Source organism: Pseudidiomarina sp., assembly GCF_048268165.1.
Taxonomy (GTDB): domain Bacteria; phylum Pseudomonadota; class Gammaproteobacteria; order Enterobacterales; family Alteromonadaceae; genus Pseudidiomarina.
Window position 1 is genome coordinate 1,287,012 of the sequence record NZ_JBLWWA010000001.1, and the last position, 15,894, is coordinate 1,302,905.

The 15,894-nt window shown below is 50.6% G+C and carries 14 protein-coding genes; 2 read left to right on the forward strand and 12 right to left on the reverse strand.

What is annotated here, in order from left to right; translation table 11 throughout:
* Window positions 1-5: 5 nt before the first annotated feature.
* Window positions 6-770 (forward strand): cell division protein ZapD, encoded by a 765-nt coding sequence (gene zapD / locus ACN0UY_RS06135; RefSeq protein ID WP_417665810.1) that lies wholly within the window; start codon window positions 6-8, stop codon window positions 768-770.
* 16 nt (window positions 771-786) lie between these two features.
* Here zapD and mutT read toward each other — a convergent pair whose 3' ends face one another.
* From mutT to ACN0UY_RS06150, 3 genes are read right to left on the reverse strand one after another with little or no spacing between them, the layout of a single operon-like run.
* Window positions 787-1,185, reverse strand: a complete 399-nt coding sequence (gene mutT / locus ACN0UY_RS06140) for an 8-oxo-dGTP diphosphatase MutT (protein ID WP_417665811.1) — start codon at window positions 1,183-1,185, stop codon at window positions 787-789.
* Entirely contained in the window at window positions 1,172-3,871 is a 2,700-nt protein-coding gene (gene secA, locus ACN0UY_RS06145) for a preprotein translocase subunit SecA (protein WP_417665812.1), read from the reverse strand. Before secA ends, mutT begins: the two co-directional genes overlap by 14 nt.
* 36 nt (window positions 3,872-3,907) lie before the next feature.
* The gene (locus ACN0UY_RS06150; protein ID WP_417665813.1) at window positions 3,908-4,840 is read right to left on the reverse strand and encodes a M23 family metallopeptidase; all 933 of its coding nucleotides are present in this window, start codon (window positions 4,838-4,840) and stop codon (window positions 3,908-3,910) included.
* Between the two features lie 29 nt (window positions 4,841-4,869).
* Between ACN0UY_RS06150 and ACN0UY_RS06155 the strand changes: the two genes are divergently transcribed.
* The gene (locus ACN0UY_RS06155; protein WP_417665814.1) at window positions 4,870-5,346 is read left to right on the forward strand and encodes a DciA family protein; all 477 of its coding nucleotides are present in this window, start codon (window positions 4,870-4,872) and stop codon (window positions 5,344-5,346) included.
* Window positions 5,347-5,469: 123 nt separating this feature from the next.
* On the opposite strand, the gene lpxC is transcribed toward ACN0UY_RS06155, so the two are convergent.
* The 9 genes from lpxC to murD all read right to left on the reverse strand — a co-directional run bounded on the left by lpxC (window position 5,470) and on the right by murD (window position 15,893).
* A complete protein-coding gene (lpxC, locus tag ACN0UY_RS06160; protein ID WP_128352135.1) occupies window positions 5,470-6,384 on the reverse strand; it encodes a UDP-3-O-acyl-N-acetylglucosamine deacetylase in 915 nt (304 codons plus the stop codon).
* Between the two features lie 89 nt (window positions 6,385-6,473).
* Window positions 6,474-7,697 carry a cell division protein FtsZ gene (ftsZ, locus tag ACN0UY_RS06165; RefSeq protein ID WP_417665815.1) on the reverse strand — a complete coding sequence of 408 codons (1,224 nt, stop codon included), beginning with the start codon at window positions 7,695-7,697 and terminating at the stop codon, window positions 6,474-6,476.
* A 65-nt stretch (window positions 7,698-7,762) separates the two neighbouring features.
* Window positions 7,763-8,995, reverse strand: a complete 1,233-nt coding sequence (ftsA, locus tag ACN0UY_RS06170) for a cell division protein FtsA (protein WP_128352137.1) — start codon at window positions 8,993-8,995, stop codon at window positions 7,763-7,765.
* A gap of 17 nt (window positions 8,996-9,012) precedes the next feature.
* Window positions 9,013-9,747: a cell division protein FtsQ/DivIB gene (locus ACN0UY_RS06175; RefSeq protein WP_417665816.1), complete on the reverse strand. Its 735-nt coding sequence runs from the start codon at window positions 9,745-9,747 to the stop codon at window positions 9,013-9,015.
* Between the two features lies 1 nt (window position 9,748).
* Window positions 9,749-10,672 carry a D-alanine--D-alanine ligase gene (locus ACN0UY_RS06180; RefSeq protein WP_417665817.1) on the reverse strand — a complete coding sequence of 308 codons (924 nt, stop codon included), beginning with the start codon at window positions 10,670-10,672 and terminating at the stop codon, window positions 9,749-9,751.
* Window positions 10,672-12,165: a UDP-N-acetylmuramate--L-alanine ligase gene (murC, locus tag ACN0UY_RS06185; protein ID WP_417665818.1), complete on the reverse strand. Its 1,494-nt coding sequence runs from the start codon at window positions 12,163-12,165 to the stop codon at window positions 10,672-10,674. The genes ACN0UY_RS06180 and murC overlap by 1 nt, the downstream gene beginning before the upstream one ends.
* Window positions 12,165-13,265, reverse strand: coding sequence for an undecaprenyldiphospho-muramoylpentapeptide beta-N-acetylglucosaminyltransferase (gene murG / locus ACN0UY_RS06190; RefSeq protein WP_417665819.1), 1,101 nt, complete (start codon window positions 13,263-13,265; stop codon window positions 12,165-12,167). The genes murC and murG overlap by 1 nt, the downstream gene beginning before the upstream one ends.
* Window positions 13,262-14,548, reverse strand: coding sequence for a cell division protein FtsW (gene ftsW / locus ACN0UY_RS06195; protein WP_417665820.1), 1,287 nt, complete (start codon window positions 14,546-14,548; stop codon window positions 13,262-13,264). The genes murG and ftsW overlap by 4 nt, the downstream gene beginning before the upstream one ends.
* Window positions 14,538-15,893 (reverse strand): UDP-N-acetylmuramoyl-L-alanine--D-glutamate ligase, encoded by a 1,356-nt coding sequence (gene murD, locus ACN0UY_RS06200; RefSeq protein ID WP_417665821.1) that lies wholly within the window; start codon window positions 15,891-15,893, stop codon window positions 14,538-14,540. The genes ftsW and murD overlap by 11 nt, the downstream gene beginning before the upstream one ends.
* Between the last annotated feature and the right edge of the window lies 1 nt (window position 15,894).

Below are 15,894 nucleotides of genomic sequence, written 5' to 3' on the forward strand. Positions count from 1 at the left end.
AGGCCATGAATAACAATAAGAATACGGCGACTATTGAATACGAGTACCCGCTACTAGAGCGGGTGCGCACTTATTTGCGTCTGGAGCATATTGTAAATGCTCTGCAACCCAATACCCCAGTCAGCCAACAGAATTTTACCCGCTATTTTAGCGCGTTATTTTCCGTGCTCGATTTATGCGAGCGCAGTGACGTGCGCACCGACGTGCAAAAAGATTTAGAACGGCGCAAAGCCCAATTAAAAATTTGGGCGGAACACCCAGATGTGAATCAACAACAATTGCAAGAAACCATGCAGCGGGTTGGTGATGCGCTGCAGGCTATTCAACCAATGAGTCGCGTGGGTAGCAACCTTAAACAAGACCGCTTACTCAGTGCAATTCGTCAGCGTTTCGCGATGCCAGGTGGCACCTGTAATTTTGACGTACCGCAGTTGCACTTTTGGCTGCATCAACCACAAGAAGTGCGCGATGCAGACACCAACCGCTGGTGGTCTGAACTTGACGTGCTAGTGAATGGTTTACTGTTGGAATTGGAACTGATGCGCGGCCAAGCGCGTTTTCAAACCGCAAGTGCCCCTAATGGGTTACTGCAAGAAAGCACCGAGCCGTTAAGTTTGCTGCGTATTCGTGTGGCGGCAGACTTGCCCGCCTACCCAGTTATTTCGGGTCATAAACAACGCTTTAGTATTCGTTTTTTACGTTACGAGCCGGTTAACGGCAAAGCCTCTTATGACCAGAACGTTGAATTTGAACTTGCGCTCTGCCCGTAACCCTCTAGCCCACCAGCTATAACGTTAATAACCGCTCGATAATGGCTTGGTTGGCTGCAGGAAACGGATAGGCCTCAAGCTGATGCACTGGCACCCACGCCCATTCTTGCCCTTCTTTTTGCTGCACAGCACCACGAAACGCAGTGACCATCCACACGTCCAGAAGCACCTGTTTATCGGGGTAATCGAATTGAATAGCGGTTAACGGTGAGGCAGCATCTACCGTGATATTACATTCTTCATGCAACTCGCGGCACAACGCGCTGTAAACATCTTCCTCGGCTTCCACTTTACCGCCCGGAAACTCCCACTTATTGCCTTGGTGCAAATGGGCGTGACGACGGCTAATGAACACATCACCGTTGGTGTTTTGAATAACACCAACGGCAACATGTACGCGTTTAGATTTTGCCATGGCACTGTTTAAACTTCTTACCTGAACCACACGGGCATGGGTCATTGCGGCCAACTTGCTTGGCTGAACTGGCTTGTGCCGGAGCTTCGCTGGTACCACTGGTTGGTGCACCTTCGTGCTGATATTCTTTTTGCTGTGACGCTTCTGCGGCGCGACGTTTGGCTTCAACCGCTTCCACTTCTTCTTCAGCACGCACGCGTACTTTGCTTAGAATTGTGACCACTTCAAGCTTCAATGCTTCAAGCATCTCGGCAAAGAGTTCAAAAGCTTCACGCTTGTATTCTTGTTTCGGGTTCTTCTGTGCATAGCCACGTAAGTGGATACCTTGGCGCAGGTGATCCATTGCCGCAAGATGCTCTTTCCAATGCATATCGAGACTTTGCAGCATGATGGTTTTCTCGAACTGACGTATTACTTGTTCGCCAACCATTTGTTCTTTGTCACGGTAGGCTTTAACCAGCTCATCAAGGATTCGCTCACGCAATACTTCTTCGTGCAATTTATCGTCTTCGTCCAACCACTGCTTGATTGGCAACGGCAGGGCAAAGTCAGCACGCAAGCGCTCTTCTAATCCGTCGAGATCCCACATTTCCAACAATGACTGCGGTGGAATGTATTCACTGATCACACGATCAATCACATCAGCGCGAATCACTTCGATGGTTTCTGAAATATCGCCCTCATCGAGCAGTTCGTTGCGTTGCTCATAAACCACTTTACGCTGGTCATTGGCAACATCATCGTATTCAAGCAATTGCTTACGGATATCGAAGTTACGGCCTTCAACTTTACGTTGTGCGTTTTCGATAGCACGGCTGACCCACGGGTGTTCAATGGCTTCACCTGGCTTCATGCCAAGGCGTTTCATCATAGTAGCCATACGCTCTGATGCAAACATGCGCATCAAGGCATCTTCAAGCGATAAGTAGAAGCGTGATGAACCCGGGTCACCCTGACGGCCTGAACGGCCACGTAACTGGTTATCGATACGACGTGATTCATGACGCTCGGTACCTATAATATGCAGGCCACCAGCTTCAATGACGGCGTCGTGACGTTTCTGCCATTCGGCTTTCACTTCTTCAATTTTTTCTGGGCTTGGGTCTTTCAGCTCAGCAATTTCAGTTTGTAAATTACCGCCCAACACAATGTCGGTACCGCGGCCAGCCATGTTGGTCGCAATGGTAATTGCACCTGGCATACCCGCTTGTGCAACAATTTCAGCTTCACTGGCGTGAAATTTCGCATTCAGTACTTTGTGTGGAATTTTTTTCTTTTTCAGTAACTTCGACAGCAGCTCTGAGGTTTCAATTGAAATGGTACCCACCAACGCCGGGCGTTTGGCCGCACGGCACTCTTCAATATCCGCCACAATGGCATCGTATTTTTCTTCAGCAGTGATAAAGATCAAATCCGCGCGGTCGTCACGAATCATCGGCCGGTTGGTTGGAATCACCACAGTTTCCAGGCCATAAATAGACTGGAACTCGAATGCTTCAGTGTCGGCAGTACCTGTCATACCTGCCAGCTTGGTGTACAAGCGGAAGAAGTTCTGGAAGGTAATAGATGCCAACGTTTGGTTTTCGTTTTGAATCTTAACGCCTTCTTTGGCTTCAATGGCTTGGTGCAAGCCTTCTGACCAACGGCGCCCTTCCATGGTACGACCGGTGTGTTCATCAACAATGATGATTTGGTCGTCTTTGACAATGTAGTCGACGTCTTTTTGGAACAAGTGGTGTGCACGCAGCGCTGCATTGACGTGGTGCAGCAGGGTAATATTTGCTGCAGAGAACAATGAATCGTCTTCTGCCAGCATGCCGCGTTCTTTTAGAATTTCTTCAACGTGCTCTTGCCCGTGCTCGGTCATGTGCACTTGTTTGGATTTTTCGTCAATGGTGAAGTCACCCACGCCCCGCTCTTCTTCGGTGTCTTCTTTTTCCTGACGCTCCAGCAAAGGCACAATGTCATTCATTTTCATGTACATTTCTGAGCTGTCTTCGGCGGCACCTGAGATAATCAACGGGGTACGCGCTTCGTCAATCAAGATGGAGTCCACCTCATCGACAATTGCATAATTCAATTCGCGCTGCACGCGTTCTTGTGGGCTGAACGCCATATTGTCGCGCAAATAGTCGAAGCCAAATTCGTTGTTGGTACCGTAGGTGATGTCGGCTGCGTAAGCTTCACGCTTCGCCTGCGGGTTCATACCTGGAATATTGAAAGCGACACTAAGGCCTAAGAATTCAAATAATGGACGGTTGGTTTCGGCATCACGGCGCGCCAAATAGTCGTTCACGGTCACAATGTGAACGCCCTTTCCGGAGAGCGCATTCAGGTAGGCTGACAAGGTAGCGGTAAGGGTTTTACCTTCACCCGTACGCATTTCGGCAATGCGGTTTTCATTCAAAATCATACCGCCAACCAACTGCACGTCGAAGTGGCGCATTTTAAACACCCGCTTCGATGCTTCACGCACGGTGCCAAAGGCTTCGACAAGTAGGTCGTCTAACTTTTGGCCTTGCTCAACGCGCTGCTTAAATTCAACGGTTTTTTGTTTGAGTTCTTCGTCGCTTAACGCTTCAAATTCAGGTTCAAGCGCATTAATTTGCTGAACCTTTTTTTGTAAACCTTTAAGAATGCGATCGTTGCGGCTACCAAATACCTTGCGGAATAAACTACCTAACATGTGAATCTAATTTCCTGTTGTAGCAATCACCCGGCTTCAGTCAGCCGAGCGATAGACATATTTGTATGGGTCGATTTGACGGTTATTACGTAACACTTCGTAGTGCACATGTGGCCCTGTTGAGCGCCCTGTGCTGCCAATTAGAGCAATTTGCTGCCCCCGTGTTACCACGTCACCTTCTTTGACTAACAGCTCTTTGCTGTGGCCGTAGCGGGTTTTTAAACCGCCCCCATGATCAATTTCGATTAACTTGCCATAACCTGAGCGCTCACCAGCCCAGGTTACAACGCCGGCACCCGTCGCATAAACACCTGCACCTTCTTCAAGGCTCGCGAAGTCTAAGCCTTTGTGCATTGCGGGGCGACTATTAAACGGGTCTTTACGAATTCCGTATTGCGAAGACAGCCAACCAGACTCAATTGGACGCCCGGCAATATAGCTCTCTGCTGAGATATGGTGACTCATCATCACAGACTCAAGGAGTGCGAGCTGTTTTTGTTTGCTGGAAAGCTCACCGAGCATGCCTTCGATTTGATCGATAACATCGCGACCATCTACTTTTGGCGCATCGGTAATTGAGGCTTCGGGGCCACCCATGACTTCAATCAGTGGTTCGTCAAAGGCGAACTCACCGTTGTCTAAGTCAGCGACCGAGGCTAAACGTTGCCCTAAGGCATCTAAACGGCGTAACTGTGACTGCATCTCACCTAAGTAGATGGTCATGGCAGTCAGCTTTTTCTCGGTCTCGTTTTTTAATTCGAGCACCGCCTGCTCTTGTGCAGCCAATGCCAGTTTTTCTTCTGTAATTTTTGCACGCGCGCTATCTGGGTCTAGCCCCTGATGCGCCCACGGCTTCGTCACAGCAAGTACACCAAACGCAGCAAGGCCAGCCAGCGACAGGATACGTCGACGACTTAGCGCAAAACTGAATTTAACTTTGGTGCCTCGGTAGAAGACTGATAAACTCATGCAATCTCTCGCTGCTAATTATATATGTTATGGCACGAAAACGACCACGCGATATTCAACAACTGTTCGGCGGTCAGCGCTTACAGCGTTTTACTGACTTTACAGAGCAATACCAACGCTGGCAACAGCAATTGCAACAATGTTTTGATGCACTGCAGCTGTCGCCTTTATTGGCACATTGTAAAGTGGTGTCGGTTCGTGCGCACACCCTTGTGCTGGAAGCTTCATCAGCGGCCTTGGCCAATCGAATAAAGCTGCAGCAAAGCCGCATTATAACGCATTTTCAATCTGAATCTACGGGGCATATCTCGCGCCTTGAAGTGCAGGTGCGTCCACAAATGCGTACGCCTTTGGCACAAAGCGCTGAGAAGCCTACGCAACCTGTTCAAAAAACAAACAATAATGATGGTGAAACGGTGGCGAAATTACGTCAGCAGGCGGAATTATGCGAGGAACCGCTGCGTTCGCAGTTGCTCGCTTTAGCGGAGAAATACGAGAATAGCTAAAAGCTAAAAGCGTTATTCGTTATTCGTGCGTAAGCTGCGCTTACTGTTCGTCCGTGCTTCGCACTATTCGAAGAGCGAAGCGGAGGAACAGCGAAGCGTACGAATAACGACTAACGGTTTTTTTTAAGCCAGCGACGGAGTCGCGAAGGCGATTGGCGCGCTTTCCGCTTCAGCTTCGAAGGTGACAAATTCCCACGCTTCTTGATTCTGCAATACCGCACGCAACAATTGATTGTTTAGCGCATGGCCTGATTTGAATGCACGTAAGTTACCTAAAATTGCGTAACCGCCCATGTATAAGTCACCAATTGCATCTAAGATTTTGTGTTTAACGAACTCGTCGTCATAACGCAAACCGTCGTTATTTAGAATACGGAATTCATCCAATACCACGGCGTTATCGAAGCTGCCGCCTAACGCAAGGTTATTAGCGCGCAGCATTTCGATGTCTTTCATGAAGCCGAAGGTGCGTGCACGGCTGATTTCTTTAATAAAATTACTGCTATTAAAGTCAATGCTTAGCACTTGCCCAGTATCGGCAATCGCCGGATGGTCGAAGTCGATGGCAAAGTCGATACGGAACCCGTTATGGGGTAGTAGTTCCGCCCACTTGTCATCTTCTTCAACACGAATCGGCTGTTTAATCTTAATAAACTTTTTCGCTGCGCCTTGCTCTTCAATTCCCGCGCTCTGCAGCAGGTATACAAAGGGGTGTGAGCTACCATCCATGATCGGGATTTCATGGCTATCAACTTCAATGATCAGGTTATCGATGCCCATCGCCGCAACTGCCGCAAGCAAGTGCTCCACGGTTGATACGCGAACGTTGTCATCGTTGATCAGACAGGTACACATACGCGTATCCCGCACTAACTCAGCGTTAGCAGGAATATCCACAGCAGGGTTTAAGTCTACGCGACGAAACACCAGACCTGTATTCGCAGGTGCTGGGCGCAGCGTAAGCTGAACCTTGTTACCTTTATGCAAACCAACACCAGTGGTTGCAATCGGCTGCTTGATTGTACGTTGTTTAATCATGTCTGCTCTTCTTCTCATCAAGTCTTTTGACCAGCAAAAGGCGCAATAGTTTAACGGATTATCTAAAAAACCGCAAGAAAACAGCGTTTCTAATCGACTTGACGACGCAAGAACGCCGGGATGTCGAGATAATCCATGTCTTTACCTTGATTTGCCTGAGGTTTTGCTGCCGATTTACTTGCTACCGGCTCAGCTTCTACAGACTCTTCTTCAGCTTCTGGTTCAATGTTGCGTGCGGTTGCGGTATTCCCGTAACTGCCGCCACTGCTGGTGCTGCTACCACTGCTACGACTACCATAGCTTGGTGCAGGTTCACGACGGTTCACTAATGCGATGTCGGGCTTACGCTCGCCACCAATTCCCGTTGCAACCACAGTGACACGCAACTCTTCAGACATGTCCATGTCGATGACGGTACCGACGATGACGGTAGCATTCTCAGATACAAACCCTTTCACCACGTTACCGACAATTTCAAATTCTTCCATGCTCAAGTCCATGCCAGCGGTGATGTTCAACAACACACCACGTGCACCCGACAGGTCAATGTCTTCCAACAGCGGGCTGTTGATGGCCATCTCTGCCGCTTCTTGAGCGCGGTCTTCGCCGCGTGCGACGCCGGTACCCATCATGGCAGTACCCATCTCACGCATTACCGCACGTACGTCTGCAAAGTCGACGTTGATCAGGCCGTCGCGGGTAATTAAGTCTGAAATACCTTGTACAGCCCCTAATAATACGTCGTTTGCCTTAGCAAAAGCATCAAGTAGGCTGGTACCTTTACCTAAAACTTTCAAAAGCTTTTCATTAGGAATGGTAATAAGCGAGTCAACGTTGCGCGCTAATTGCTCAATACCTTCTTTGGCTGCAGCCATGCGACGCTGGCCTTCGAATGGGAATGGTTTGGTTACCACCGCCACAGTCAAAATACCCAGTTCACGCGCCACTTCGGCAACGACAGGTGCAGCACCCGTTCCGGTGCCACCGCCCATACCTGCGGCAATAAATACCATGTCAGCGCCTTGCAGATGCTTGCGAATTTCGTCGCGCGCTTCTTCTGCTGCCTGACGGCCAACTTCTGGATTCGCGCCAGCACCAAGCCCTTTGGTGATGTCAGTACCCAGTTGAATGGTTGCGTGAGCACCATGATTGCGCAACGCCTGCGCATCGGTGTTGGCAACGATAAATTGCACACCTTCAATGGACTCGCTAATCATATGTTTGACAGCGTTACCGCCGCCGCCTCCGACGCCAATGACCTTAATCACTGCGTCCGAATCAAAGTTGTCGACTACTTCGAATACTTCAGACATGTTGTTTCTCCTTATACCTGCTTATTGTACTACCCCTAGTGAAGATATCCAAAACGTTGTTTTCATTAAAATTCGCCTTTAAACCAGCTCAGTAAGCGCTTTCCTAACCCAATCACGTTGGTTGTGCTTGCTTCACTTTGGCGGTTTTGAACATCTTCCTGACCATAACGTAGCAAGCCAACCGCTGTTGCATAGGTTGGATCTTGCACGTAATCGCTCAGACCGTGCATGCCCAGTGGCTCACCTAAGCGCACTGGCATTTGAAATATTTCTTCTGCGAATTCAATAGCGCCTTCCATACGCCCGCACCCGCCGGTTAAAACAATACCGGCTGCAATTTGATCTTCGAGTCCGCTTTGGTTGATTTGATCACGTATCAACTCAAATAATTCTTGATACCGAGGCTCCACCACTTCCGCCAGAATATGGCGCTGCATGGTGCGTGAAGGGCGTCCCCCCACTGATGGCACTTCGATGTTGTCGTCTTTACTGACCAGCTCGCGCAACGCACACGCGTATTTGGTTTTGATTTCTTCGGCGTGGTTTAGCGGGGTGCGGAATATCTTGGCGATGTCGCTGGTTACCTGATTTCCCGCTGCCGGAATAACCGCCGTGTGGCGCAGTACGCCACCGGTATAGATATTGATGTCGATAGTACCTGCACCCATATCCACCAGCGCCACACCTAAGTCTTTTTCGTCATCAGTTAGCACTGCGTAGCTTGACGCAAGCGCCGAAAAAATCAGCCGATCGACACTTAAGCCGCAACGCTCAACCGCTTTGACGATGTTCTTAGCCATATCGTTGGCGCAGGTAATAATGTGTACTTTGGCTTCCATGCGCACGCCCGACATGCCGATTGGACTCTTGATGCTTTCTTGCGAGTCGATGATGAATTCCTGCGGCAATACGTGCAAAATGCGCCGTTCTTGCGCTATCGGTACCGATTTTGCGGCGTGAATCACGCTATCAACATCGTCTTGCGTTACTTCAGCTTCGTTAATTGGCACCATGCCGGATTCGTTTTGGCAGCCAATGTGGCGCCCAGAGATATTCAGGTATACCGACGCAATGCGGCAATCAGCCATTAATTCGGCTTCTTCAACGGCCCGTTGAATGGACTGCACCACTAGGTTCAGATCGTTAACGCCGCCTTTATCCATGCCACGCGCAGTTGCCGCACCAACACCAATCACGCTGATGTCGCTATCAGGCATTACTTCGCCTATCAGCGCCACCACTTTACTGGTGCCAATGTCTAAACCTACTACCATGTTCCGTTCTGCTGCTTTCGACATGTTGCGTTTCTCTCTTTTTATTCTTCGTTTTCGTCTTTCCAGGCCACCGCAACGCCGGTGTCATAACGTAAGTCCACATAGTCTATCGGCTTGGCTTTATGCCGAATTATGGTTGGGAACAAATCAATAAAGCGTTGTACCCGTTCCAATAACCCTTCACGACCTAGCCGCAGACGAATGCCAGACAACAACTCCACATCCACTGCGAAACGCTCGGAGAGCGTCAGAGCCACCACTTGGTGGCCGTTAATTTTGAGCAGTTCATGCACTTGCTGATACTGCTCAACGGTTTCTTTTACTGCATGTTCCGGGCCATTGAGTTTTGGTAACAACACATCAATGACCGATTTATCCACTTCAAACACTTCACCTTTTGCACTCACCAGCGCATTGGGTCGTGTTGCCTCGTTCCAGTGCCCGATTGGCTTTTGTTCAACCAAAAACACTTTCAAAATGTCGGGCCATTCTTTTCGTACCGACGCCTGCTCTATCCAGGGCTGAGCTTCTAATCGTGTTCGAATGTTATTTACATCGGCCGAGAAAAAGCTACCCAGCTCTTCTCCAGCTAATGCATCGCGTACTTCGGTACGTTCCAAATACTGCAACTCACCTTGTACCACGAGTCGTTTCAACGGCACTTCATTGACGTCCATCGCCAAATAATACAGCCATGCAACGCCCGCTATCGCTCCGATGACGACGCTGAGAAAAAAACTAAACCCCAGCCAAAACTGCCAGCGGACTGCCGCCACCTTAAACCTCGCTAAGTTCGAGTATGCGCACTACCAACTGCTCGAAACTCATACCCACTGCTTTGGCCGCCATCGGTACCAAGCTTTTGGTGGTCATACCGGGCACCATGTTCGCTTCCAACAACTTAAAGTTGCCGTCTTGGTCGCACATCACGTCAATGCGACCCCAGCCTTTGCCACCAACCGCGCGAAAAGCTGAAACCGCCAGTTGTTCTAAGGCGCGCTCTTCCAGTTCACACAGGCCTGCAGGGCAATGATATTGCGTGTCACCGGCTTGGTACTTGGCGTCGTAATCATAAAATTCATGGGTAGACTGCACGCGAATTGCCGGCAATGCTTGGTCACCCAAAATGGATACTGTGTATTCAGGGCCACTTAACCAACTTTCGACCAAAGCTTCCTGATCGTATTTATGTGCCAACGCCACGGCCTGTTCCAGTTCCGCTGCATTGCGCGCCGGACTCATACCAATGCTGCTGCCTTCTTGCGCTGGCTTGACCATAACTTTGCCACCGAGCTCGTCAATCATTGACGCCCAATCAACTGGCTTGCCACGAACGATAACAGCACTTTGCGCAACCGGTAGACCGGTCGATTGCCACACGCGCTTGGTGCGTACCTTATCCATAGCTAGGGCGCACCCTAACACGCCACTGCCAGTGTACGGAACGCCTAGATATTGCAGTGCACCTTGAATGGTGCCGTCTTCACCGCCGCGCCCGTGCAAAACAATAAAGGCGCGATCAAAATGTTGCTCAACCAATCCTGTTAGCGGCTGCTCCGCAGGATCAAATCCGTGCGCATTGATACCCTGTGCCTGCAATGCAGCCAATACCGCTTGTCCGGAGCGCAACGATACGTCGCGCTCGGCAGAGTCTCCGCCAAACAGTACAGCTACTTTGCCAAAATCTTTGCTCGTAGCCATTACGACTTCTCTCCCTGCAATTGATCGGCTTTGGCGCGCAACGAATCCGGCGCCAATTCGGTTGCAACTAAATCTCGTGCGATGGCGCCAATGGTGCCAGCGCCTTGCGCCAGTAACATGTCGCCGGGCTGCAGCACATCAGCTAAAACTTTATACAATGCACCGCGGTCGCCCACATAAATCGGTTCCATTTGCCCGCGCATGCGAATGGCGCGCGCCAGCGCACGGCTATCCGCGCCGGTAACTGGTGTTTCACCTGCGCTGTAGACATCAAGTAACAACAGCACATCTACTTCACTAAGCACATTCACGAAATCATCGAATAAATCCCGTGTCCGTGAATAACGGTGTGGCTGAAAGGCCATCACGATGCGCCGTTCAGGCCAACCGGCTCGCGCAGCAGCGATGGTTACAGCAACTTCCGACGGATGATGACCATAATCATCGACTAACAGCACATCGCCTTGTTGGCCATTGTGCTCACTCGCAAACGCGCCAAGATGTTCAAAACGACGCCCGATGCCTCCGAATTTCTCCAGTGCGGCGATGATTGCCGCATCACTGACACCTTCGTCTGTTGCCACCGCGATGGCTGCAAGTGCGTTCAAGGCATTGTGTCGACCGGGTAAATTCACAGTTACTGGCAAAGGCTGTTGCCCCGCGCGATGCACTGTAAATGAGCTCATACCACCATTCTGCTGATAATCTGCGCCACGCACATCCGCATCGTCGCTAAACCCATAAGTAATTATCTGTCTGCCCACGCGCGGCAATAATTCACGCACTACTGGGTCATCCACACACATCACCGCCAATCCGTAAAACGGTAAGTTGTGCAGAAAATCAATATAAGTGTCGAGCAGCTTGTTAAAGTCGCCGCCATAAGTATCCATGTGATCGGCTTCGATATTGGTCACGACTGCAACCATCGGCTGCAGGTGCAAGAACGATGCGTCTGACTCGTCGGCTTCGGCAATCAGGTACTTACTGGTACCTAAGCGCGCGTTGGTGCCGGCGCTATTGAGTAAGCCACCAATAACGAACGTGGGGTCTAAGTCACCTTCGGCGAATACGCTGGCAATTAAGCTGGTGGTGGTGGTTTTGCCGTGTGTGCCTGCAATTGCGACACCATGGCGAAAGCGCATTAACTCGGCCAGCATTTCGGCACGGCGTACCTGCGGGATTAATAACTCTTTGGCAGCCACTAACTCCGGGTTGTCGGCCTTAATCGCCGATGACACCACAATAACATCAGCACCTTTGACATGCTCGGCAGCATGGCCGATAAAGATTTCTGCACCAAAACCGCGTAAACGCCGAGTATTTGCGTTCTCAGCTAAGTCTGAGCCAGCAATTTCATAGCCTTGGTTCTGCAACACCTCAGCAATGCCTCCCATTCCAGCGCCGCCAATACCGACAAAGTGGATGCGGCGCACACGACGCATCTCCGGTACATTAACGACTGTAAATGGGGTTGCTTTGTCTTGCTTCATTACTTAATGCCTACGGTTAATTTTTCTGGATTTGCCCAACGCTCACACTGATTCACAACGGCTTCAGTCGCGTTCGGATAAGCTGCTTGTGCGGCATGCTTCTGCATGGCCCTGCGCATTTCTTCATTACGCAACAATTCATTTAATATCTGTACTAATGGCTCTATCTGTACCAGCTCTGACTGCGGTAACAATCGCGCGGCACCGGCCTCAACCAGCTCGCGCGCATTGGCCGTTTGGTGGTCATCCACCGCATGCGGCAGAGGTACGAAAATTGCTGGGGTACCTACTACAGCCAACTCCGCAACGGTAAGTGCCCCAGCGCGACAGATCACAATGTCGGCGCTGCTGTAGGCCCTGTGCATGTCGTTAATAAATTCTTCCACTTGTATACTTGCGGTAACGGGTTCATACGCGGCCGTTACTGCAGCCAAACGGCCTTGCCCACATTGGTGCTGCACGATTAAATTGTCCTGCAGTGCGGCATCCAATTGCGCAATAGCCTTTGGTACGGCTTCGTTCAATGCTTGCGCACCCAAGCTGCCACCAACAATTAATAACTTTAATTTTCCATCGGTAGATGCCGCAACTTCCTTTGCCAACCAGTTGGCACGCAATGGGTTTCCGGTAATCTCCGCCATGGGCAACTGCTTCTTCGCAGCCCCGAAACCAAGCATGACATGCTGCGCAAAGCGCGCTAATAACTTGTTGGTTAAACCCGCTACAGCGTTTTGTTCGTGTACCAGCAATGGTACGCTCAGTGACCGTGCGGCAAGCCCTGCAGGTCCGCACACGTAGCCCCCGAAGGTCAGCAACAGTTGCGAGCGATGCTGCTTCAACAATTTACGGCACTGCAAGAATGCTTTAAATAAACGCCATGGCGTGCCTAACTTACGCATCACTCCATGCCCGCGCATGCCTTGCATGCTGATTTGTTCCAGCTTAAAGCCCGCCGCAGGTACCACTTTACTTTCAAGTCGCTGCTCGGTTGTTCCCAGCCAAACAACTTCCCACCCGTAGCTGCGTAATTGTTCAGCGACAGCTAGAGCAGGAAACACGTGACCACCGGTGCCGGCAGCTGCAATCATGATGCGATTCATGTGCGTTCTCCGGCTTTAGTCGACGCTCTGCGCCGCGGTGCCACTTTGATTTTGCTGACGCGCACTTCGTAGTCAACGCGTAACAAAATACCTATTGCAATGCAGCTAATCAGTAAGCTGGTACCGCCGTAGCTAATCAACGGCAGTGTTAAGCCTTTGGTCGGCAACAAACCCGCTGCGGCACCGATGTTCACCATTGACTGAAAGGCGAACCAAATGCCGATACCGTAAGCAATAAAGCCGCCGTATTGATGCCCAGCATGCAAGGCTTTTCGCCCCAACTGCATGGTGCGAACCACTAACGCGAACGACAACACCAGCACCACCACAATGCCGAAGAACCCGAGCTCTTCGCCAACCACTGCCATAATAAAGTCGGTGTGTGCTTCGGGCAGGTATTGCAGCTTTTGAATGCTGTTTCCTAAGCCTTGTCCGAACCAATCACCGCGCCCAAACGCCATCAGTGACTGAGTCAGCTGATAGCCACTGCCGAACGGGTCTTGCCATGGGTCCATGAACGACACCACTCGACGCATGCGATACGGCTCTTTCACTATCAATAAGGTAATGGCCAACGCAAAGGCAATGAGTACTGCGAAAAACTGCCACAAGCGGGCGCCAGCAAGGAACAGCATGCCTACCGCAATACAAGACATCACCACTAACGAGCCAAAATCGGGCTGCAATAACAGTAACCCTGCAAAAAAGAACAACACGATTAACGGTTTAATAAACCCACGTAAATTTTCCTGCACCTGATCAACACGCCGCGTTAGGTAGCTGGACATATAAACTACAAAGAACAATTTCGCGACCTCAGCCACCTGCAAGGTTAATGGCCCAATTTTAATCCAACGTTTAGCGCCATTTACTTCATACCCAATCACCAGCACCATCGCCAACATGCCCATCGCGATCAGCAATAATGAGCCGCTCCCGCGATACCACCATTGCACAGGAATTTGTATGACCGTAAATAGCAACATGAGACCCAACCCAACATACATGCCATGACGAATCATGAAGTGGAATGGATTGCCGGTGAGTCGCTCTGCTGCTGGGAATGACGCCGAAGTCACCATGATTAAGCCGATGGCAATTAAGCTCAGCGTCAGCCACAGCAATACCCGGTCGTACAACAGCGTGGCATCGCTGTCCGCCCACCAATCGCGCCAGCGCTGCCACAACGGCGCACCCATAGCATCCAGCATAGGCTGGATACCAAGCTCCAGTTGCTGCTCGGCGCCATTGGCGGTGCGCGCTTTGTGCGCTTTAGCGACCATAGTGTGCCTCCACTGCAGCGCGGAATTCATCACCGCGATGCTCGTAATTCTTAAACATGTCCAAACTTGCACAGGCTGGCGAAAGCAGAACCATACTTTGTGGCGTTGCCAATTCTGCTGCCGTGCTTACGGCTTCTTCAAGGTTGGTGACACGCACTGCGTGTTCAACTTGATGAGCAATGCGCTCGCCGTCTTTACCCAATACAATCACCACATCAACGTGTTGCAAAGCCGCTCGGAAGTGGCTGAAGTCAGCCCCTTTACCATCACCGCCAGCAATCAATATCAATTTGCCGCTGACCAATTGGCGCATGCCAAAAATTGCAGCCTCAGCTGCTCCGATATTGGTGGCCTTGGAGTCATTCACCCACCGCACCTGATCGAATTCACCGATAAGTTCACAGCGGTGCGGCAAGCCTTTGAACGCCCGCACCGCGCCAAGCACTTCCTTAGGCTGAATATCGAGCGCATAGGCTAAGGCTAGCGCTGCCTGTACGTTCAATAGGTTGTGTATGCCGGTTAACTGTAATTCACTGGCTTTCAGCAAAGGTTCACCACAAAAGCTAATCGCAAATTCACCTTCATGCTCGGTTAAGCCAAACATGGCGGGCCCGTTGTCGCTGCTTGGCCCGAGTCCAAAGGTAATTTGCGCATCCATTGGAGTAAGCGCTGGCGCCGTCATTTCTTGTTCGCGATTCCATACCGCAACGTCGGTACGGTTATAAATACGATGCTTCGCATTTGTGTAGTCGCGCAAGTCACTGTAACGGTCCATGTGGTCATCACTGATGTTCAGGATGGTTGCGCCACGCAAATGCAAATCGTGCATGAGTTCGAGCTGAAAACTTGAGAGTTCAATAACGAAGGCGTCTACAGGCTCACCGACCAAATCAAGCACCGGAACCCCAATATTACCGCCCATTGCTACTTTTTTACCGGCCGCGATGAGTAACTCTGTCACCAACCGCGTTACCGTTGACTTACCATTTGACCCGGTAATACCTAACACCGGTTTATTGGCATGGCGCGCAAACAGGTCCATGTCGCCGACCACCGGTATGGCCGCATCAATCGCGAGTTGCAGTGCTGGCGTACGTAAGTCCACACCGGGGCTAACAATCAACAAGTCCATACCAAGAATGTATTCCAGCTCAAGTGCGCCGGTGTGAATCTCAAGGTCAGGCGCCAATTGTTGGAGTTCTGCCATACCCGGCGGTTCAACACGGGTATCAAATACCACGGGGGTAATGTCGCGCTGCAGCAAATAGCGTACGCACGATAGCCCAGTTTGGCCGAGGCCAACTACGCCGATCATTTCATAGCTGTCTAATGCTGCTAATTTCATC

Coding starts and splice junctions, on each gene's coding strand:
- zapD (WP_417665810.1), top strand. CDS start 6: ATGAATAACAATAAGAATACGGCGACTATTGAATACGAGTACCCGCTA.
- mutT (WP_417665811.1), bottom strand. CDS start 1,185: ATGGCAAAATCTAAACGCGTACATGTTGCCGTTGGTGTTATTCAAAAC.
- secA (WP_417665812.1), bottom strand. CDS start 3,871: ATGTTAGGTAGTTTATTCCGCAAGGTATTTGGTAGCCGCAACGATCGC.
- ACN0UY_RS06150 (WP_417665813.1), bottom strand. CDS start 4,840: ATGAGTTTATCAGTCTTCTACCGAGGCACCAAAGTTAAATTCAGTTTT.
- ACN0UY_RS06155 (WP_417665814.1), top strand. CDS start 4,870: ATGGCACGAAAACGACCACGCGATATTCAACAACTGTTCGGCGGTCAG.
- lpxC (WP_128352135.1), bottom strand. CDS start 6,384: ATGATTAAACAACGTACAATCAAGCAGCCGATTGCAACCACTGGTGTT.
- ftsZ (WP_417665815.1), bottom strand. CDS start 7,697: ATGTCTGAAGTATTCGAAGTAGTCGACAACTTTGATTCGGACGCAGTG.
- ftsA (WP_128352137.1), bottom strand. CDS start 8,995: ATGTCGAAAGCAGCAGAACGGAACATGGTAGTAGGTTTAGACATTGGC.
- ACN0UY_RS06180 (WP_417665817.1), bottom strand. CDS start 10,672: ATGGCTACGAGCAAAGATTTTGGCAAAGTAGCTGTACTGTTTGGCGGA.
- murC (WP_417665818.1), bottom strand. CDS start 12,165: ATGAAGCAAGACAAAGCAACCCCATTTACAGTCGTTAATGTACCGGAG.
- murG (WP_417665819.1), bottom strand. CDS start 13,265: ATGAATCGCATCATGATTGCAGCTGCCGGCACCGGTGGTCACGTGTTT.
- ftsW (WP_417665820.1), bottom strand. CDS start 14,548: ATGGTCGCTAAAGCGCACAAAGCGCGCACCGCCAATGGCGCCGAGCAG.
- murD (WP_417665821.1), bottom strand. CDS start 15,893: ATGAAATTAGCAGCATTAGACAGCTATGAAATGATCGGCGTAGTTGGC.